This is a genomic window from Pseudomonas sp. MWU16-30322, from assembly GCF_020515535.1.
Taxonomy (GTDB): domain Bacteria; phylum Pseudomonadota; class Gammaproteobacteria; order Pseudomonadales; family Pseudomonadaceae; genus Aquipseudomonas; species Aquipseudomonas fluorescens_H.
Map to the genome: position 1 here is coordinate 227,122 of NZ_JAIWYL010000005.1, position 20,256 is coordinate 247,377.

General features: G+C 59.6%; 18 protein-coding genes and 1 pseudogene. 8 read left to right on the forward strand and 11 right to left on the reverse strand.

Translation table 11 applies throughout. The annotated features are described in order from the left end of the window. Nucleotides 1-281: 281 nt before the first annotated feature. Complete coding sequence (locus LCH64_RS12155) at nt 282-995, reverse strand: UTRA domain-containing protein (protein WP_025113378.1); 714 nt, start codon at nt 993-995, stop codon at nt 282-284. 352 nt (nt 996-1,347) lie between these two features. Between LCH64_RS12155 and LCH64_RS12160 the strand changes: the two genes are divergently transcribed. The 6 genes from LCH64_RS12160 (at nt 1,348) to LCH64_RS12185 (ending at nt 6,706) form a co-directional block, all read left to right on the forward strand. After that, the gene (locus LCH64_RS12160) at nt 1,348-2,415 is read left to right on the forward strand and encodes an ABC transporter substrate-binding protein (protein ID WP_003223128.1); all 1,068 of its coding nucleotides are present in this window, start codon (nt 1,348-1,350) and stop codon (nt 2,413-2,415) included. Between the two features lie 181 nt (nt 2,416-2,596). Continuing rightward, nucleotides 2,597-3,403: an alkaline phosphatase family protein gene (locus LCH64_RS12165; RefSeq protein WP_003223127.1), complete on the forward strand. Its 807-nt coding sequence runs from the start codon at nt 2,597-2,599 to the stop codon at nt 3,401-3,403. A gap of 5 nt (nt 3,404-3,408) precedes the next feature. Further along, nucleotides 3,409-4,245: an ABC transporter permease subunit gene (locus LCH64_RS12170; RefSeq protein WP_163005303.1), complete on the forward strand. Its 837-nt coding sequence runs from the start codon at nt 3,409-3,411 to the stop codon at nt 4,243-4,245. Continuing rightward, a complete protein-coding gene (locus tag LCH64_RS12175) occupies nt 4,232-5,032 on the forward strand; it encodes an ABC transporter permease (RefSeq protein WP_226500386.1) in 801 nt (266 codons plus the stop codon). The genes LCH64_RS12170 and LCH64_RS12175 overlap by 14 nt, the downstream gene beginning before the upstream one ends. Further along, complete coding sequence (locus LCH64_RS12180; protein ID WP_003223124.1) at nt 5,029-6,018, forward strand: ABC transporter ATP-binding protein; 990 nt, start codon at nt 5,029-5,031, stop codon at nt 6,016-6,018. The genes LCH64_RS12175 and LCH64_RS12180 overlap by 4 nt, the downstream gene beginning before the upstream one ends. A gap of 34 nt (nt 6,019-6,052) precedes the next feature. After that, nucleotides 6,053-6,706: an HAD family hydrolase gene (locus LCH64_RS12185; protein WP_226500387.1), complete on the forward strand. Its 654-nt coding sequence runs from the start codon at nt 6,053-6,055 to the stop codon at nt 6,704-6,706. 119 nt (nt 6,707-6,825) lie between these two features. On the opposite strand, the gene LCH64_RS12190 is transcribed toward LCH64_RS12185, so the two are convergent. Next, nucleotides 6,826-7,788 (reverse strand): zinc-binding dehydrogenase, encoded by a 963-nt coding sequence (locus LCH64_RS12190; RefSeq protein WP_226500388.1) that lies wholly within the window; start codon nt 7,786-7,788, stop codon nt 6,826-6,828. A 138-nt stretch (nt 7,789-7,926) separates the two neighbouring features. Here LCH64_RS12190 and LCH64_RS12195 point away from each other — a divergent pair, with 138 nt between their 5' ends. Continuing rightward, on the forward strand, nt 7,927-10,011 hold the full coding sequence (locus LCH64_RS12195; RefSeq protein ID WP_226500389.1) for a carboxy terminal-processing peptidase: 2,085 nt from the start codon (nt 7,927-7,929) through the stop codon (nt 10,009-10,011). A gap of 133 nt (nt 10,012-10,144) precedes the next feature. Next, a complete protein-coding gene (locus tag LCH64_RS12200; protein WP_226500390.1) occupies nt 10,145-11,935 on the forward strand; it encodes a bifunctional diguanylate cyclase/phosphodiesterase in 1,791 nt (596 codons plus the stop codon). A gap of 106 nt (nt 11,936-12,041) precedes the next feature. On the opposite strand, the gene LCH64_RS12205 is transcribed toward LCH64_RS12200, so the two are convergent. From LCH64_RS12205 to LCH64_RS12235, 9 genes and pseudogenes are all read right to left on the reverse strand, one after another. Further along, nucleotides 12,042-12,458 carry a hypothetical protein gene (locus tag LCH64_RS12205; RefSeq protein ID WP_226500391.1) on the reverse strand — a complete coding sequence of 139 codons (417 nt, stop codon included), beginning with the start codon at nt 12,456-12,458 and terminating at the stop codon, nt 12,042-12,044. After that, complete coding sequence (locus LCH64_RS28345; RefSeq protein ID WP_346269177.1) at nt 12,458-14,647, reverse strand: RHS repeat-associated core domain-containing protein; 2,190 nt, start codon at nt 14,645-14,647, stop codon at nt 12,458-12,460. Before LCH64_RS28345 ends, LCH64_RS12205 begins: the two co-directional genes overlap by 1 nt. Beyond that, nucleotides 14,598-14,729, reverse strand: a complete 132-nt coding sequence (locus LCH64_RS28350) for a hypothetical protein (RefSeq protein ID WP_346269178.1) — start codon at nt 14,727-14,729, stop codon at nt 14,598-14,600. The genes LCH64_RS28345 and LCH64_RS28350 overlap by 50 nt, the downstream gene beginning before the upstream one ends. Then, a pseudogene (locus LCH64_RS28355) lies at nt 14,729-17,104 on the reverse strand (DUF6531 domain-containing protein); the annotation flags it as partial. The pseudogene LCH64_RS28355 and the gene LCH64_RS28350, both read right to left, overlap by 1 nt. Before the next feature lie 383 nt (nt 17,105-17,487). Continuing rightward, complete coding sequence (locus LCH64_RS12215; protein WP_103483772.1) at nt 17,488-17,886, reverse strand: sel1 repeat family protein; 399 nt, start codon at nt 17,884-17,886, stop codon at nt 17,488-17,490. Then, nucleotides 17,887-18,258, reverse strand: a complete 372-nt coding sequence (locus LCH64_RS12220; RefSeq protein ID WP_003223109.1) for a hypothetical protein — start codon at nt 18,256-18,258, stop codon at nt 17,887-17,889. Next, nucleotides 18,255-18,596: a helix-turn-helix transcriptional regulator gene (locus LCH64_RS12225; RefSeq protein WP_027613366.1), complete on the reverse strand. Its 342-nt coding sequence runs from the start codon at nt 18,594-18,596 to the stop codon at nt 18,255-18,257. Before LCH64_RS12225 ends, LCH64_RS12220 begins: the two co-directional genes overlap by 4 nt. Nucleotides 18,597-18,708: 112 nt before the next feature. Beyond that, nucleotides 18,709-19,164, reverse strand: a complete 456-nt coding sequence (locus tag LCH64_RS12230) for a YkvA family protein (protein WP_226500392.1) — start codon at nt 19,162-19,164, stop codon at nt 18,709-18,711. A gap of 300 nt (nt 19,165-19,464) precedes the next feature. Then, on the reverse strand, nt 19,465-20,184 hold the full coding sequence (locus LCH64_RS12235; RefSeq protein ID WP_003223103.1) for an FKBP-type peptidyl-prolyl cis-trans isomerase: 720 nt from the start codon (nt 20,182-20,184) through the stop codon (nt 19,465-19,467). Between the last annotated feature and the right edge of the window lie 72 nt (nt 20,185-20,256).

Sequence of the window (20,256 nt, forward strand, 5' to 3'; positions counted from 1 at the left end):
CCGTGCCGGCCCCATCGGCAGGCTGAGTGGAGGGGTTTATCCGGGGGTGGGAGCGCAGCGACCGTTTGGCGCAGCCAAACACATCGAGAGGAGGTGCAGCGAAGCAAACCGGAGGCGATGCACCCGGATGAATCCCGCAACGAAGGTACCCGAGCCTAAGCGAGGGCCGAACGCCGGGGCCAAGCCTTTTGGTTACTTTTCGGCGTCTGGAAAAGTGACTCGCCGTAAGGGCGAAACCCTAAGCAGCCGTTACCGCAGCAACGGATATTCACCCAAAACGATCAAACAACATCCACACCGACATGAATCGCATCATGCCGCCAAAACTCCAGATCACAATCAATCAACCGCTCATGCTGATCATAATTGACCCGAGCAATCCTTAACCCCGGACTCCCCACAGAAACACGCAAAGCCGCCGCTGCATCCACCGACAACGACGTCGGCACAATCTCGAACCGCACCCGCCCATAGTGCAAATCGTAATGCCGCGCATACAACTCGGTCATCGACTGATTCAAATCAAACCCCAGAATCCCCGGAAAATACTGCGGGTTCAGATAATGCTCCACATACAACACCAGCCGCCCATCAATCCGCCGCGACCGACAAATCTGAATCACGCTCGACAAAGCAGGTAACTGCAACAACGCACACACCGCCACCGACGCCGGCTGCAAGCGCGCCGAAATCACCTCGGTCGACGGCACCCGCCCCTGCGCACTGACCATCGCGTGAAAGTGACTGCGCTGCATCAGGTTGTACGCCAGACGTGGCGGCGAAACGAACCAGCCACGGCGCTCCTCGCGATAAATCTGCCCCTGCGCCTCCAGCTGCAACAACGCCTCACGCACAGTAATGCGCGTAGTGCCGAACAACTCACTGAGCTTGCGCTCGGCCGGCAACTTGCTCCCGGGCGCGAGCAGGCCGTGATCAAGTTGCTCCTGCAACACCTGACCAATCGCTGTCACCGCTTTTGTTGCCTCATCGCGCATCAACGTTACCTATCTGGACTAGACCAGCACTGTTTCGGGGCAAAAACCGTACGGCCTGCAAGCCGTTTCCATGTGTTGCAAGCCTAGGCAGTGCAGATGACCGAGAGATGACAAACCTGCCCGACGGTCGCCCTCATGACTTGCAATACATCGGCCAAGTCCCTTGTCTGCCGGGGCTTTGACCTTGGTCTACGCTTAGCGGGCAAGCGCCGAAACCGGGCAAATAAAAGGCCTGCCGGGCGACCGCCGACATCAAAGTGTCATCCAGCCCCCTTAAATTGGCTCAGGTATTGCTGACCTAGACCAACACAAACCGCAATCGCAGCGTTGAACACGACCAAGGAGCTTCGGAATGAAACAGCTTTTCCTGGCAACACTGTTAGGCTCGACCATTGCAATGTGCACCTCCGCCATGGCGGCGGGTACCGATTTGAAAACCCTCGAAGCCGCTGCGAAAGCGGAAGGCGCCGTCAACAGCGTCGGCATGCCCGATGACTGGGCCAACTGGAAAGGCACCTGGGAAGATCTGGCCAAGACCTATGGCCTGAAACACATCGACACCGACATGAGCTCGGCCCAGGAAATCGCCAAGTTCGCCGCCGAGAAAGACAATGCCACCGCCGACATCGGCGACGTCGGTGCCGCCTTCGGCCCGATCGCGGTCAAGCAGGGCGTGGTGCAACCGTACAAGCCAAGCACCTGGGATCAAGTCCCGGACTGGGCCAAGGACAAGGACGGCAACTGGGCACTGGCCTACACCGGCACCATCGCCTTCATCGTCAACAAGAAGCTGCTGCACGGCTCCGAAGTGCCAACCAAATGGGCTGACCTCAAGGGCGGCAAATACAAGGTATCCATCGGTGACGTGAGCACCGCCGCGCAAGCCGCCAACGGCGTACTCGCCGCTGCCCTGGCCAACGGTGGCGACGAGAAGAACATCCAGCCGGCCCTGCTGCTGTTTGCAGACATCGCCAAGCAAGGTCGCCTGTCGATGGCCAACCCGACCATCGCCACCATGGAAAAAGGCGAGATCGAAGTCGGCGTGGTCTGGGACTTCAACGGCCTCAGCTACAAGGCCAAGATGGCCAACCCGGATGACTACGTGGTGCTGATCCCGTCCGATGGCTCGGTGATTTCCGGCTACACCACCATCATCAACAAGTACGCGAAAAACCCGAACGCCGCCAAGTTGACCCGCGAATACATCTTCAGCGACGCCGGCCAGACCAACCTGGCGCGCGGCAACGCCCGTCCGATCCGTGCCGATCACCTGCAACTGCCGGAGGACGTGAAAGCCAAGCTGCTGCCGAACGAGCAGTACAAAAAGGTCACGCCGATCAAGGACGCCGACGCCTGGGAAAAAACCTCCAAGGCCTTGCCGCAGAAGTGGAACGAAGAAGTCATCGTAGAGATGAAGTAATCCTGTAAATCCCCACTGCTGGATCCATTGGAGATCCAAATGTGGGAGCGGGCTTGCTCGCGAAGGCGGTGAGTCATTCAACGATGATGTTGACTGACCCGACGCCTTCGCGAGCAAGCCCGCTCCCACAGGGGGTCGAGTTGATTTCGAGCTATTTGAATTTCGCGGAGTTTTTGCCCCTATGAAGCACAACGTCATCCTTGTCGTGCTCGACGGTCTCAACTACGAGGTCGCGCGTCACGCCATGGGGCATCTGCAGGCTTACGTTGGCGCAGGACGCGCCGCGCTCTATCAGTTGGAGTGCGAGTTGCCGGCCCTGTCCCGACCGCTTTACGAATGCATCCTCACCGGTGTGCCGCCGATCGACAGCGGCATCGTCCACAACAACGTTGCTCGGCTGTCCAATCAGCGCAGCATCTATCACTACGCCCGCGACGCCGGTCTGAAAACCGCTGCGGCGGCCTACCACTGGGTCAGCGAGCTGTACAACCGCTCGCCGTTTGTGGCGGCCCGCGACCGGCATACCGACAATCTGTCGCTGCCGATCCAGCACGGGCACTTCTACTGGAGTGACCACTACCCGGATTCGCACCTGTTCGCCGACGCGGAAAACCTGCGCCTGCGTCATGCGCCGAATTTCCTGCTGATCCACCCGATGAACATCGACGACGCCGGCCACAAGCACGGCCTCGATTCCGCGCAATACCGCAACAGCGCGCGCTCGGCGGACATCATCCTCGCCGACTACCTGCAAGGCTGGCTCGACGCTGGCTATCAGGTGCTGGTGACCGCGGATCACGGCATGAACAACGATCGCTCGCACAACGGCTTGCTACCGGAAGAGCGCCAGGTGCCGCTGTTCGTCCTCGGTGACGCCTTCAGCCTCAATGCTGATGCCGCGCCGAAGCAGACCGACATCTGCGGCACGGTCTGCGCACTGCTCGGCGTGCCCCATGACAAACCTGTGTGCCGGGAGCTGCTCAAGTGAACGCCATGACTCGCGGCAAATGGCTCGCGGCCCTGTGTCTGGTGCCGTTCGCGCTGTTCTTTATCGTGTTCGAAATCGCCCCGCTGGTCTGGGTGATGATCAACAGCCTGCAATCGGAAGAGTTCGGCTGGGGCTTCGCCAACTTCAGCAAGATCTTCAGCTCGAAGTTCTATTTACAGGCGATCCAGTACAGCCTCGAGATCAGTTTCTGGTCGAGCGTGTTCGGCATCATCATCGCCGTGCTTGGTGCATATTCATTGCGCCGGGTCGACTCGAAACTGCGCAACTTCGTGAATGCCTTCGCCAACATGACCAGCAACTTCGCCGGTGTGCCCCTGGCTTTCGCGTTCATCATCCTGCTCGGTTTCAACGGCAGCATCACCATCATGCTCAAGCAGGCCGGGATCATTCAGGACTTCAACCTGTACTCGAAAACCGGTCTGATCATCCTCTACACCTACTTCCAGATTCCCCTCGGCGTGCTGCTGCTCTACCCGGCCTTCGACGCCTTGCGTGAAGACTGGCGCGAATCCGCCGCGTTGCTTGGCGCCAACGGCTGGCAATTCTGGCGGCACATCGGTCTGCCGGTGCTGACCCCGGCGCTGCTCGGTACTTTCGTGATCCTGCTGGCCAACGCCCTCGGCGCCTACGCCACGGTGTACGCCTTGACCACCGGCAACTTCAACGTACTGCCGATCCGCATCGCGGCGATGGTTTCCGGGGACATTTCCCTCGACCCGAATCTCGCCAGTGCCTTGGCCGTGGTGCTGGTGGCGTTGATGACTATCGTCACCGTCGTGCATCAACTGCTGCTGAAGAGGAGCTACCATGTCTCGCGCTGAATCCGGCCCGGCCGGCATCTACCACCGCGTCGTGGTGTATCTGCTGTTCGCGATCCTGCTGCTGCCGCTGGTGGGCACGCTGATCTACTCGATCGCCAGCAGCTGGTCGGCGACCATCCTGCCCAGCGGCTTCACCTTCAAGTGGTACATCCAGCTGTGGAGCGATCCGCGCTTCCTGCATGCCTTCGGCCAGTCGCTGCTGGTGTGCGTCGGTGCGCTGGTGCTGTCGGTAGTGCTGATCCTGCCTCTGCTGTTCGTGGTGCATTACCACTTCCCGAAACTCGATGCGCTGATGAACATCCTGATCCTGTTGCCCTTCGCGGTGCCACCAGTGGTGTCGTCGGTCGGGCTGTTGCAACTCTATGGTTCCGGGCCGCTGGCGATGGTCGGTACGCCGTGGATCCTGATCGGTTGCTACTTCACCGTGGCGCTGCCGTTCATGTACCGGGCGATCACCAACAACCTGCAGGCGATCAACCTGCGCGACCTGATGGACGCCGCGCAGCTGCTTGGCGCCAGCACCTTTCAGGCGGCGTTCCTGGTGGTGCTGCCGAACCTGCGCAAAGGCCTGATGGTCGCGCTGCTGCTGTCGTTCTCGTTCCTGTTCGGTGAGTTCGTGTTCGCCAACATCCTCGTCGGCACACGCTACGAAACCCTGCAGGTGTATCTGAACAACATGCGCAACAGCAGCGGCCACTTCACCAGTGCGCTGGTGATCTCGTACTTCTTTTTCGTGCTGGTCCTGACCTGGATCGCCAACATCTTGAACAAGGACAAAAGCGAATGAGCTATGTCAGCGTCCAACACCTGCAGAAAAACTACGCGGGCACTACGGTGTTCAGCGACATCAACTGCGAGATCAACAAGGGCGAATTCGTCACCTTGCTCGGCCCCTCCGGTTGCGGCAAGTCCACCCTGCTGCGCTGCATTGCCGGGCTGACGCCGGTGGATGGCGGCAAGATCCTGCTCGATGGCGTCGATATTGTGCCGCTGAGTCCGCAAAAGCGCGGGATCGGCATGGTGTTCCAGAGCTACGCGCTGTTCCCCAACATGACCGTCGAGCAGAACGTCGCCTTCGGCTTGCGCATGCAAAAGGTCAATGCCGACGACAGCCACAAACGTGTCGCCGAGGTGTTGAAACTGGTCGAGCTCAACGACTTCGCCAGTCGTTATCCGCATCAGCTTTCCGGCGGTCAGTGCCAGCGCGTTGCCCTCGCCCGCTCGCTGGTCACTCGCCCACGCCTGTTGCTGCTGGATGAACCGCTGTCGGCGCTGGATGCACGAATTCGCAAACACTTGCGCGAGCAGATCCGGCAGATCCAGCGCGAACTCGGCCTGACGACGATTTTCGTCACCCACGACCAGGAAGAAGCGCTGACCATGTCCGACCGGATTTTCCTGATGAACCAAGGGAAGATCGTGCAGAGCGGCGATGCCGAAACCCTCTACACCGCACCAGTGGACATATTCGCCGCAGGCTTCATCGGCAACTACAACTTGCTTGACGCCGACAGCGCCTCGAAGCTGTTGCAACGGCCGATCAACCACCGTATCGCAATTCGCCCGGAAGCCATCGAGCTGAGCCTCAATGGCGAGCTCGATGCGCAGATCCGCAGCCACAGCCTGCTCGGCAACGTGATCCGCTACCGCGTCGAAGCGCGCGGCGTGGAACTGGTGGTGGACGTGCTCAACCGCTCGGCGGCGGATCTGCATCCCGACGGTCAGCGTCTGGCGCTTTCCATCGATCCGACGGCCCTGTGTGAGGTAGCCTGATGACTTTGCTGACGTTGAAGAGAGAACTGCACTGATGGCCCTGGCAATTTTTGATCTGGACGAAACCCTGATCCACGGCGACTGCGCCACCCTCTGGAGCGAACAGATGGGGCGCCTGGGCTGGGTCGATCGCGAGTCGTTCATGCGCAAGAACAACGAGCTGATGGACGCCTACAGCCATGGCAAATTGCGCATGGAAGAATTCATGACGTTCAGCCTCGAACCGCTGATCGGCCGCACCCCGGAAGAAGTCGAGCACCTGGTCGGCCCGTGGGTCGAAGATTTCATCGAACCGATCATCTTCAGCGACGCGACCAAAACCATCGCGGCCCACCGCAAGGCCGGCGACCGGATTCTGGTGATCTCGGCCTCGGGTACACACCTGGTCAAACCGATCGCCGATCGTTTGGGCATCGACGAGATTCTGGGCATCGAACTTGAAGTCGCGCACGGCGTTTACAGCGGCCAGACCGTCGGCACGCTGACCTACCGCGAAGGCAAGATCACCCGCCTGCTGGAATGGCTGGATGCCGAGGAAGAGAATCTGGAAGGCGCAAGTTTCTACTCCGACTCACGCAACGATTTGCCGTTGCTGCTGAAGGTGGATTTCCCGCATGTGGTAAATCCGGATCCGGTGCTGCTGGAGCATGCCGAAAAAGCAGGCTGGCCGATTCATCTCTGGAAATAAACATAGATCCAACTGTGGGAGCGGGCTTGCTCGCGAAGGCGGAGTGTCAGTCGATAAATTCGTGTCTGATTCACCGCTTTCGCGAGCAAGCCCGCTCCCACACAGATTTTTCAGAGTCCTCAGCTCAGGCTGTCGTCAATCACCAACACCACCTTCCCCGAAACCGTATTACTCGCCAGCTCGGCAAACGCCGCTTCGGCATCCTTCACCTGGAAGGTTTTCGCCAGTTGCGGACTCAACCGCCCTTCGGCAAACAACGGCCACACATGCTGGCTCAGGTCACTCAACAAGTCGGCCTTGAACTGATCATCGCGACTGCGCAACGTCGAACCGAGCAACTGCACGCGCTTGGCCAGCACCTGTGCCAGATCCAGCTTCGCTTCTCGTCCGCCCATCAAACCGATCAGCACCCAGCGCCCGTCCAGCGCCGTCAACTTGAGGTTCAGCGCCGCATAATTGCCGCCGACCGGATCAAGAATCACGTCAAACGGCCCGAGGTCGCGCAGGCTCTCCAGATCATCGGTGCGCACCACCCCACCCTGGGCCCCCAGCGCCTCGCAGTAGGCCAATCGCTCGGCAGACCCGACGCTGACCCAGCATGGATTGCCGAACGCCTTGCACAGCTGAATGGCGGCTGAACCAATTCCACTTGCGCCGGCATGCAGGAGAACCTTTTCACCGGGTTTCAGCGCTGCGAGCTGAAATACGTTCAGCCAGACCGTTGCATAAACCTCGGGTAATGCCGCGGCCTCGATCAACGAAACGCCCTCGGGCACCGGCAGCACGTGCCGTCCGTCGACGACCACCTCTTCAGCCATTGCGCCCCCGGCCAGCAGGGCGCAGACCCGGTCGCCGACCTGCCAGGACGAGCCGGCGCCGACCTCGCTGATCACCCCGGAGCACTCCAGACCGAGCACCTGACTGGCGCCAGGCGGCGGTGGATAAAGCCCGGCTTTCTGTAATAAATCGGCGCGATTGAGGCCGGCAGCCGCCACGCGGATGCGCACTTGTCCTACATCACATGCCGGACTCGGCTCTTCAACCCATGCCACTTGCCCTTCAACGCCTTGCAATGCCTTCACAGTGCCTCCATAGTGAGTCTGGACTGAGCCCGAAGCTGTAGCGCCGGGCTTTTTGCATTATGCGACCGGCTCTCGTAGAACCGGCGACTTCAAAGACGGCCTAATATGCGTTATCAATTGTCCCCGCGTCGAATCAGCATGAAGCATTTGCTCCCCAGCACCGCCCTCGCTCTTTTCATCGGTATCGGTTTGTTGCCGATGTCGGGCAACACATTCGCAGCCAACAGCTGGGACAACTTGCAGCCTGATCGCGACGAAGTCATCGCCAGTCTCAATGTCGTCGAGTTGCTCAAGCGTCACCACTACAGCAAGCCGCCGCTCGACGATGCGCGCTCGGTGATCATCTACGACAGCTACATCAAGCTGCTGGACCCGTCGCGCAGCTACTTCCTGGCCAGCGACATCGCCGAATTCGACAAGTGGAAGACCCAGTTCGACGACTTCCTCAAAAGCGGCGACCTCAACGCCGGGTTCACCATCTACAAACGCTATCTGGACCGCGTCAAGGCGCGTCTGGACTTCGCCATTGCGGAGCTGAACAAGGGCGTCGACAAGATGGACTTCACCACCAAGGAGACCTTGCTGATCGATCGCAAGGACGCCCCTTGGCTCAAATCCACGGCTGAACTGGACGACCTGTGGCGCAAACGCGTCAAGGACGAAGTGCTGCGGCAGAAGATCGCCGGCAAGGATTCCAAGCAGATTCAGGACACCCTGACCAAGCGCTACAAGAACCAATTGGCGCGCCTCGATCAGACACGCGCGGAAGACATCTTCCAGGCGTACATCAACACCTTCGCCATGTCCTACGACCCGCACACCAACTATCTGTCGCCGGATAGCGCGGAGAACTTCGACATCAACATGAGCCTGTCCCTCGAGGGCATCGGCGCCGTGTTGCAGAGCGACAACGATCAGGTGAAAGTCGTGCGTCTGGTGCCGGCAGGCCCGGCCGACAAGACCAAGCAGGTTGCACCGGCGGACAAGATCATCGGCGTTGCCCAGGGCAACAAAGAGATGGTCGACGTGGTGGGCTGGCGCCTGGACGAAGTGGTCAAGCTGATCCGCGGCCCGAAAGGCACCGTGGTGCGTCTGGAAGTGATTCCGGCCAGCAATGCGCCGAACGACCAGACCAGCAAGATCGTGCCGATCACTCGCGAATCGGTGAAGCTTGAAGATCAGGCGGTGAAGAAATCGATCCTCAGCCTGAAACAGGATGGCAAGGACTACAAGCTCGGCATCATCGAGATCCCGGCCTTCTACCTCGACTTCAAGGCGTTCCGTGCCGGTGATCCGGACTACAAGAGCACCACCCGTGACGTCAAGAAACTGCTGACCGAACTGCAGAAAGAGAAAGTCGACGGCGTGGTCATCGACCTGCGCAATAACGGCGGCGGTTCCCTGCAGGAAGCTACCGAGCTGACCAGCCTGTTCATCGACAAGGGCCCGACCGTACTTGTGCGTAATGCCGATGGCCGCGTCGATGTGCTTGAAGATGAAAACCCGGGCGCGTTCTACAAAGGTCCGATGGCGCTGTTGGTCAATCGCCTGTCCGCCTCGGCTTCGGAGATTTTTGCCGGCGCCATGCAGGACTACCATCGTGCACTGATCATCGGTGGCCAGACCTTCGGCAAAGGCACCGTGCAGACCATTCAGCCGCTGAACCACGGCGAACTGAAACTGACCCTGGCCAAGTTCTACCGGGTTTCCGGGCAGAGCACCCAGCATCAGGGCGTGCTGCCAGACATCGATTATCCGTCGATCATCGACACCAAGGAAATCGGCGAAAGCGCCCTGCCGGAAGCCATGCCGTGGGACACCATCAAGGCAGCGATCAAGCCTGCGGTCGATCCGTTCAAGCCGTACCTGGCGCAGCTCAAGTCCGAGCATGACGCACGCAGCGCCAAAGACGCCGAGTTCGTGTTCATTCGCGACAAGCTGGCCCTGGCGCAGAAGCTGATGGAAGAGAAAACCGTCAGCCTCAACGAAGCCGAGCGCCGTGCCCAGCACGCGGACATCGATGCCAAGCAACTGGCGATGGAAAACATCCGTCGCAAAGCCAAAGGCGAAGAACCGCTGAAAGAGCTGAAGAAAGAAGACGACGACGCCCTCGCGGCAGCCGAGCCGGACAAGGTCAAACCAGAGGACGACGCCTACCTGGCCGAAACCGGGCGCGTGCTGCTGGATTATCTGAAACTGAGTAATCAGGTGGCTAAAAAGTAAGATGATGGCAATTTAGTGTTGGCGCTCCTCGGAACGTCATCAAACAGTCATCATTCTGTCGTGAAATAAAGGACTGGGAGCGTCTCTTCAAGCAAGAGCGCTCCCGGTCCTTTTTTTATCGCCAGAGATAGCCATGACCACGACCGAACAGCTGGGTGCCTTGAGCTCGATCCTGACTCAAAGCGGTTTGCACAGTCTGTTCCAGCCGATCATTTGTCTTTCCGAACGTCGTATTCTCGGTTACGAAGCCCTCACCCGTGGCCCGTCCAACAGCCCTCTGCACTCGCCTATCGCGCTGTTCGCCGTGGCCCGTCAGGCCGGTCGTTTGAGCGAACTGGAAATTGCCTGCCGCCAGTCTGCCTGCCGTCGTTTCAACGAGCAGCAATTGCCGGGCAAGTTGTTCCTCAACGTTTCACCGGAATCCCTGCTTGAAGCCGCGCACCAACCGGGGCGGACCCTGCAACTGCTGCAGGACTTCGGTATTCCACCAAGCCAGGTGGTGATCGAACTCACCGAACAGACGCCGATCGACGATTTCCAGTTGCTGCAAACCGCGCTGCATCACTATCGGGCGATGGGCTTTTCGATTGCACTGGATGACTTGGGTGCCGGCTATTCGAGCTTGCGTCTATGGTCGGAGCTGCGCCCGGATTACGTGAAGATCGACCGTCACTTCATCGACGGCATCCATCAGGACGCATTGAAACGCGAGTTTGTCGGCTCGATCCTGCAAATCGCCAAAGCGTCACGGGCACAGGTGATTGCCGAGGGGATCGAGTTGCCAGAGGAACTGGCGGTGCTGACCGAGATGGGCGTCGATCTGGTACAGGGTTACCTGCTCGCTCGCCCTCAGGAGCATCCACCCCGCGATGCCCGGGCCCTGATGCCCAAACACGACAGCAGCGCCGTGGCGCTGAACGACGAGGGCAGCGACCTCAGCGCCCTGCTCAACGACCAACCGGCGGTGCATCGCGACACACCGACCGCTACCGTACTGGAAGCCTTCCGCCGCCAGGCCAATCTGAACTCACTGGCGGTGCTCGATGAACAGGGCCAGCCGTGCGGCATCGTCCATCGCCATTCGCTGTCCGACGCCTTGCTCAAGCCGTTTGCCACCGACCTGTTCGCCCGCAAGCCGATCAGCCGCCTGATGAACGACGACTTCCTCGCCGTGGAGATGAGCCAGTCGCTGCAACAGGTCAGCCGTCTGATCACCAGCCGCGCCCGGCAACGCATCGAAGAAGATTTCATCATCACCCTCAACGGTGGTTATCTCGGCCTCGGTCGGGTGATTGACGTCCTCAAGCTGATCACCGAACTGAAAATCCAACAGGCCCGCTACGCCAATCCACTGACCCTGCTGCCCGGCAACGTGCCGATCCAGCAATGCCTGACCCGCCTGCTGCAACAGGGCCGCGAATCGATCATCTGCTACGTCGACATCGACAGCTTCAAACCCTTCAACGACATCTACGGCTACGGCCGTGGCGACGAAGTCCTGCTGTGCCTGGCGCAATGCCTCAACGAACGCGTCGACCCGTCCCGCGACTTCGTCGGCCACATCGGCGGTGACGACTTCCTGCTGGTGCTCGGCCCGGAAGACTGGCGCAAACGCCTAAACCAGTTGCTCGACGACTTCCAAAGCCAATGCCGCCGCTTCTATCGCCCGGAACACCTGGAAGCCGGCTGCTTCATCGCACCGAATCGGCAGGGGATGCGGCAGGAGTTTCCGTTGTTGTCACTGTCCATCGGTGTCGTCCACCTGCATCCTGCGGCCTGCGTAGAACTGGATGCCAGCCAACTCGCAGAAATGGCCTCACAAGCCAAGCATCACGCGAAGAATGTTCCGGGGTATAGCGTGCATGTGATTGATAGCCTCACGGCTGCCGACCTTCATCAACCGCAACTGATCGGCCAACGCTGATTCCATAGACGACACAGATCCCTGTGGGAGCGGGCTTGCTCGCGAAGGGGCACGGCCTTAAAGGTTTAAATAAAATTTTCGCGCACAATTCGATTCTTCAAAAAGATCACCATGTAGTTTTATCTTCGCCAGAAGCCTTCAAGAGATCTTCTTTCCAAACTTCCTGTGCCAATTGATAGATACTCTGAAAAAAACTGCGTGGATCGCTCAACGAATACCACTCCTCTCGCGGCCAACTAATCGCTTCGCACTCATCGATTTCAAACGGGCTTTGAAAATCATAATTCGAATCTTTGAGCACCCTCTCTAAAAACTCAAATAATACATATTTATGTCTATACGAGAGATATGGCAAATCCAAACAATATTTTCTGACAAGAATTTCCCTATCAACTGGATCATCAGGGTTATAAACACCAAGTTCTACGCCTCGAGTTTCCTCTCGATCATAAACATCAAACATGCCAATAAACCATGTCAAGCTCGGCTCGAAATGCTTTTTCAAAAACGGATCCTTCAACATTACCTGCCCTCCGCCGGGAAGCCTGTGAATGGTTCCTGCGTATTTATCTGATCAAATTTAACTTCAAACCAATTCAAGTTCTCATTAAGCGTTGGATTTTGCTGATCCTGTCTATTCGGTCTATATCCACGCCCTGCACCAGGCAGTTCCAATCTAACTATTGGAGCGTGGTTTTGGTCTTTCCCTGTGTGCATTATTAGGCCATTTTTGTCCTTCGTCATCGCTTTATTCAACGCACCCAAATGCATTCGCCAGTTATGGAACTGAGAGCTGAGATTTCCTCTGGCACCTCTTGGGACGTTCCCGGTGTGAGGATCTGCTCCATTGATGCCGCGTTGCTTAAGTGCCGGGTCGGAAATTTCCGAACTGTGTTTTTTTACGGTATGCATACCATAAAGATCTTCATATTCATGTACCCGACGCTTCGCGTTTTCCTCAGCCACTTCATCAAGCCTCGCCCGCCGCTCCTGCGCTGTCATCTTTGGCAGAGGGGGCGCACCTTCTTCGACAACTACGCGACCAGCCTCGTACCGCATCGGACGACGCGGATTCGTCGGCGGACAACTGCAGCTCAACCCCAACGGATCCACCCACCCCGTGGGATTCGGCGTGTACTGGTATTGGTTCAACCCACCTGCGAGCTTCACCGGATCCGGCGTCAGATACCGCCCCAACCGCGGGTCGTAATACCGATGCCGGTTGTAATGCAGCCCACTTTCCGCGTCGAAATACTGCCCCTGAAACCGCAGCGGCTGGTCGAGATAGTCCTCGCCGGCGAGGGTGATCGCCGCGACTTTGCCGTAGGCGTCGTACTGCGCGGACCAGACGATTTCGCCGCTGTAGTCAGTGAGTTCCTGCGGGGTGCCGAGGTGGTCGAGTTGGTAGTAGAACGGGCAGGCGCGTTTCGGGCCTTTGCCGTCGAGCAACGCCAGCGGGCGGAAGGTGCCGGGTTCGTAGACGTAGCTGCGGTGGTGGGTTTTGCTGCTCTCGGCGACGAGGTGGTCGCCTTGCCAGAAGAACTCAGTGCTCTGCCCATCGACGGTTTTGCGGATGCGTCGGCCGAAGGCGTCGTATTGATAGGTCGCGGTTTGGCCGTCGGGGCGGGTCAGGCTGATCAGGCGGTGTTGGCAGTCGTAGCGGTACTCGGTAACGAGTTGCTGGTCGCGGCCACGACGCTCGCGGATCAGGTTACCAAAGGCGTCGTAGTCGTAGTGTCGGTCGCCTTGCATCGACAGGCGGTTGCCCTTGATCCGGGTGGGACCGGGGCGGTCCTGCATCAGCAGGTTGCCGGCCGGGTCGTGGGCGAAGGACTCGGGCAGTTCGTCACGCGAGTGGCGCACGCGGATCAAGCGGTCGAGGGCGTCGTAGGCGTAGGTGCGCTGGCCGTGACGGCTGTCGGCAATGTGCTCCAGATTGCCGTTGGCGCTGTAGGCATAATCACGGCGATACAGCGAGTCGTGCTGATGGCCTACAGCGTGGGCCAGCAAACGGCCCTGATCGTCGTAGGCATAGTCGCTGAGCAGCAGGCCTTGCTGGCGTTGTTGTTCGCGACCGCACTGGTAGACATGGCTGGTCAGCCGTGCGCCATTAAGGTCGATGGCGGTCAGCGCACCGCCCTTGGCGTAGTGATAATCGAGCTTGCTGTTGTCCGGCAGACGCTGGCGCTTGAGCTGGCCGCAGGCGTCATAGGCATACCGCAAAGTGCCCCAGCCCTGATGCTCGGTGATCAGCCGGTCTTGCAGATCGTATGCGAAGGCCAGTGGATGTTCCTGGCCGTCATCGACACCGATCAACCGCCCCAGGCGATCGTAACGGTAAGCCACCTGAACCCCGTCGGGCAGAGTCTTGAGCAGCAGCCGCCCGGCCGCATCACGCTGGTAAGCGGTGACCAGCGTTGAGCCGTCATCGCCGAACTCGGTCTTCTCCAGCAGGTGCCCATTACGATCGTAGGCGTAGGCGGTGCGCCGGCCGTCGAAGCCGGTTTCCTGTCGGATCAATCCGCTCGGCGTGTAGTCCAGTCGGTACTTTTCCCCGGACTCGTTCTCGATTTCCGTCAGCAGCAGTTGCGCATGGTCGTAGCGGTACTGCACCCGCGTGCCGTCGGGATTGATCTTGCGCGAGACCAGGTGCAGGTCGTCGTCATACTCGTAGCGGGTGATGCGCCCGAGTTCGTCGCGCTCGGCGGTGATCTGGCCATAAGCGCCGTAGCTGTAGGCGCGGGTGGCACCTGTAGGAAAGGTCGTCTGAACCAGTCGGCCAGCCGCATCCCACTGCTGACGGGTAATCGCGCCGTGTTCGTCGCTAGAGGTCGTCCGCCGTCCCAGCGCATCGTAGGAAAAACGCCGCACACCGCCAGCGGGCAGGGTTTCTTCGATCAGTTGGCCGAGGTCGTTCCAGACAAAAATGTGCCGACTGGTGTCCGGATAGCGGATCGACAGCAACTGCCCGCGAACGTTGTAGTAGTAATGGGTGACCTGGCCGTCGGGATCGACCGCTTCGGTGACATCCCCTTCAGCGTTGCGCCGGAATGTCCACACCGCCTCACCGCGAGAACGGCTGTGCAGGAAACCGTTGCGGTACTCGTAGGACGTTGGCTCGTCTTCCGGCGGAAGCAGCGCGATCAGCCGTCCGACGTCGTCGTAGCGGTATTCGGTGACCGCACCGAGCGCGTCCTGCTCGGCGATCAGCCGGCCCTGATCGTCATAGGCCTTGAGGTGCTCACCGCCATCGGCCTCGACCTTGCGCACCAGCCGTGCGCTGTCATCGTGGACGTAAACCTCTTCGGTGCCATCGACGTAATGCACCGCGACACGGCCGTCGTCGTCCCAGACATACCGCGTGTCCATCTGCGAGAACGACGCCCAGTGCCGCACGCAGCGCGAAGCTTTGCCGGCACGCTCCCACTCCCAGAAAAAGCTTGCGCCGCCGGTCAGTTGCCGCTGCAGGATGACGTGCTGATCGTCGTAGTCGTAACGCTCGCTGTCACCGACCGCGTTGGTCGCGGCCAACAAACGCTGGCGGGCGTCGTAGCAATAACTGACCAACGTTTGCTCGGTGCGCCAGCCATCGCCCCCAAGCACCTGGTAATCCACCGCTACCAGATGCGCCTGGTCGTAGCGCAAAAACAGCGAGCGACCTGCGCCGTTATCCAGGCGCTGCACACGGTCGGAATAATCGCGATGCACGGTCAGACGATTGCCATACGCATCACTGACCGCCGTCAGCCGCCCAGCCCGAAAGTGATAAAACCGCGCCGTTTCCCCCGCCAGCGCGAGGATCAGTTCCTCCGGCTCATTCCCGAGAAAAATCGCCGCCCGCGACAGGCTGTTGTGAATCTGCGGCCGTTCAACGCTGGGCAACGGAAACCGCGTGCGGCGGTTCTCGTGATCGACCCAGACCACCACATCGCCATCAAACTCCAGCCGATGCGCCAGCGAATGACTCCAGCCAAACCCCAGCCCGACATCGATCTCCACCGCGCTGGTGCGGTACAACCGGGTGAACTCGAACGGCAGCAAACCATCGAGCGTGCCATCGCTCAGGGTCAGCAGTTCTTCGCCGGTGACCATCGACACCGGACAGCCGTTGGTGCAGGTCAGCGGCGCGCAATCGGCGCTGTCGCCGTTGGGGTTTTTCGCTTGATCGGGAGCGTTATCGTGGTGCTCGTTTTTCTTCAGGGCGGCATTGCGCTTCGCATCCCAGCGCAATTGCATGCGCCCCTTTTTCACGCCGGCGGCAATACCCCGCGCGGCAACGGTTTTGTACTGGTCGACGTAATGGATGAACGTGTTGACGATGCCGAAAATCGCCTTGACCAGGCGCTTTACAACCGACAGCAACTGGGCCGCGCGATCCGCCAGGCGCAGGGTCAGATAAGCGATCCCTGCACCAGCCCCGACGAATGTCAACACAACGCCGATCAGCACATCGATCAGCACCTGCACGATCATCATCGACGCCGTTTCAGCGGTTTTGCCGGCGATCTGGCTGGGCGGCAGCATCTCGAACCAGAGGCTCGCCGCACGCAACAGCAAACACAGCGCCGCTTCATCACTGACCAGCAACTGCAGTTTCTGCATGACATCCGGAGCTGATTCTGCGAGCCGGATCAGATCAGCCGCGCCGCTTCCCAGCCGCTCGGCAAATGCGCCTGGATCCTTGAGAATGTCCGACAGCATTCCGATGCTGTCCCACACCCCCTCGATCGCCGCCCAACTCCCGGCGAGCATGCCGTTGCTCGCGGCTGTCGCCACCGACTGCGACCACTGCGGCTTGAACCCCTGCCACTCGCTGCGCAGCCAGCCATCCAGCTCACCGGTCAAGCCGTCGTAGGACTTGAACAGCGCCTTGATCTGCTCCGGGGTAACCTCGCTGTGCACCTGCACGCGATAGAACTTGCCTGGCGTACCGGTGAAGGTGCCCCGGCCTTGCGCATCCAGTGCCACGGGGGAGGTTTTTCCATCATCCACCGCCACCACATCCACCACGATGTCGCCCAGCGGAATGTCGTACACCGACTCGAACTTGCTCTCGATCGCCAGCACTCCGCTCTTCGGGCACTGCACGACGCTGGAGGAAAACTCACTGTCGCCGGTGCTGACGGCGGTGACGCGATCGCCGAAGCGAATGATCCGCTCCATGCCCATCAGCGACGGCAGGTCGGCCGCGTGGCTGACCTGGTCGGCCGCGCGACTCAACCAATGCTCAAGTTGTTGGCGATAGAGGTCGAGGGTGTTCGGGGAAGCTGTCGAGTTCCTGCTCGATGCGGCTGACGGCGTCCATCAACGCACACGACGATGCGGGGTGGAATGAAAAACCGGGTCAAACATGAGCGTTCCCTCGCGCAGAAATTAGGCGCGAGGACTTTGCGGGGGATCAGCCAGGAAAGAAGTCAGGCGAGTAGGCGTTTGCTGTAGGACTAATCTGTAAAAAACCAGTTACTACAAAACGTATAGCTATAAACGTAAACGTGGCGTGAGGTTTCCCTCACGCCACGTTTATCGGGCCGACACAAATGGATTTACTGGGTTTAATCGCGAGCGCTCAATTCTTTGAGTTTGAGTTCGGCCAAAGGGTGGCCGGCCTTGGCGGCCAAAGTCCACCAGCGCGCAGCCTCTGCTGGATCCGGCCCCTTGCTCGGGGTACCTGCAAGGCAGATCACGCCGACCTGATAGGCCGCTTTGCCATCGCCGGCGAGTGCCGCCAGACGCAATAGCCGCACACCCTCTTCGCGGGCACCCAGGCCAACCCCGCGAAACGTCAGAATGTGCCCATAAAAGCTTTGCGCGCCAACATCGCCAAGATTGGCCATGCGCGCAAACTGCCCTTCGAGCCAGCGCCAGCCTCTGGGCTGGCGGACGAACCACGACCAGTGAAACAGCCTACGGGCCAACCAGTAACTGGCCGACGCCTTGAGTCGTAAGAACACTCAGGCCTCCGCCGATTCCGGGTACTCGTATTCGAAAACCCTGACCACTTCCGACGCATGCCAGGAAGCAGCCGCGACGCCATCGGATGGCCCGGAAAAGCGCCCCAGACGCTCGACGCATTCAAAAAAACCGGTACGTGGCAAACGGCTGGCACCCTGGCTGATCACCAGCGAGCTGCGCAATGGCTGCTCGGCCTTGGCGTCCAGTGCGGCCAGATGCTCAAGTGCCGCGGTCAGCGTCTGCATTGCCGGCGTCGGCAGTTGCAAACGTTCGAGCAAGGCTCGATAGGTCAACAGATGGCGCTGCCTGCGCGCCTGATCCAGCTCCCCGAGCAATCCGTCCCAATGTTGACGACTGATGCGTACGCTCACGATTCATCCCTCCAACCCGGCACCGTCAATTCCCAGGCCAGGCTGCGACGAATCGCGGCGTCAGGTTGACGCTCGCCGCTTTCGATCATGGCCAGATAAGACGGGCTGATGCCTACCGTGCGGGCCAGCGCCTCGATGGCGATGCCCTTCCCTTCGCGCAAACTGCGTAGTTGATCCAGACCTGGAAGAATCGGGTCCGGCGTTGCGGCGGCCGGCGCTGGCGCCTGCTGCTGCGGTGTTTCGTTGATGCCTGCTGCTTTCAGTAGAGCCTGATACTGAACCCATGGCAGAACCGCATATTCGGGTTCGCCATCGCGTGCAATTATCTGAATATCCATGACTACCCCGTAGGACAACAACACTTAGCGAGTCGGCACTTTTCCCTAGAAGTGTAATCCTAACAGCGGCCAAGGTCGCGGGGGGTATCTATCTGTATCCGGGCGAAGTGAATCAGGGCTTTTTCGGGCCCTGCAGCTGAAGTTGCTCTGGGGTATCAGGCAGGCGCTCGACCACCGCGAGCTTTTCCGGCCGCTGCCGGCTGCGCCAGAGCCGGAAAGCATTGAGCTCATCGTCGAGGGTTTTCATCACCCAAGCCAGAACCGCGATGTCATCGAGCATGCCGAACACCGGGATGAAATCCGGGATCGCATCCACCGGACTGAGGAAGTACATCAGCCCCGCTACCACCGAAACCATGGCTTTCGGGCTGATGGCCCGATACTCGCCACGCCAGTAGGCCAGGCACAGTGCCTGGAGCAGACGCAGATCATCCTTGAGTTTGCCAAGGCGATTGCCTTGCGCGGCACCTTTGCTCGCCACCGCGAACAACAGAGTCGGCAGACGCCCACGCGCCAGCAATCGACCGGCCAGGGGCAGAAATCGGGCGAAATTCCACGGCGCTTTCATCTATTTCTCCCGTTGAAATGTTATCCACACAAATTGTGGATAACCTTGTGAACAGAGCTGCATTTCAGCGCTGAAAGCCCCGTTTTATAAGGGCCGCGCTCAGATCGGGCGTTTTTTACTCACATAAAAAAACCCAATATTTCATTGACTTGGCAGCTCAGGGCGTCTAGCGCTGGCGGCCTCAATCTCTAGGACTGCTGCGAGCGCCATCCGTTCGCTCTGTTTACCGCCAGCTTCGTCCAGATGCAACAACGCCCCGCATAAGCGAGGCGTTGTTGGCGAAGCCGTTAATGATGCCTGTTACTTGGCAGCAGCGGCGTCTTCTTTGGCTGGATCCTTGATGGCCAGCAGTTCCAGGTCAAAGACCAGGACCGAGTTGGCCGGGATCGCCGGGCTTGGCGATTGCGCGCCGTAAGCCAGATCGCTAGGGATGTACAGCTTGTACTTCTCGCCAACGTGCATCAGTTGCAGACCTTCAACCCAACCCGGGATCACGCCGCTGACCGGCAGATCGATCGGGCTGCCACGTTCAACGGAGCTGTCGAACACGGTGCCGTTGGTCAGCTTGCCGGTGTAGTGAACGGTCACTACGTCGGTAGGCTTAGGCTGTGGGCCGTCGGCTTTCTTGATCACTTCGTACTGCAGACCGGATGCAGTAGTGGTCACGCCGGCCTTCTTGCCGTTTTCTTCGAGGAATTTCTTGCCGGCAGCTGCCGACTCTTCGCTCATCTTGGCCATGCGCTCTTCAGCACGCTTCTGCAGCGCGGCAAAGGCTTCGACCAGTTCTTCGTCTTTCAGCTTCTGTTCTTTCTTGCCGACGGCATCTTCGATGCCCTGGGCTACCGCTTTGGAGTCCAGATCATCCATGCCTTCCTGAGCAAGGCTCTTGCCCATGTTCAGGCCGATACCGTAGGAAGCTTTTTGCGCCGGGGTTTTCAGCTCTACGCTGGTCTGCGAATCACAACCCGCGAGGACCAGGCTAACCAGGGCTACCGCCGCCGCCAACCGATGCTGTTTCATGCTATTTCCTTGTTCATGCGCCGAAAGGGCAATCGAGTAAAGCCGCGAGCTTATCAGGCCGCCACGACCAAT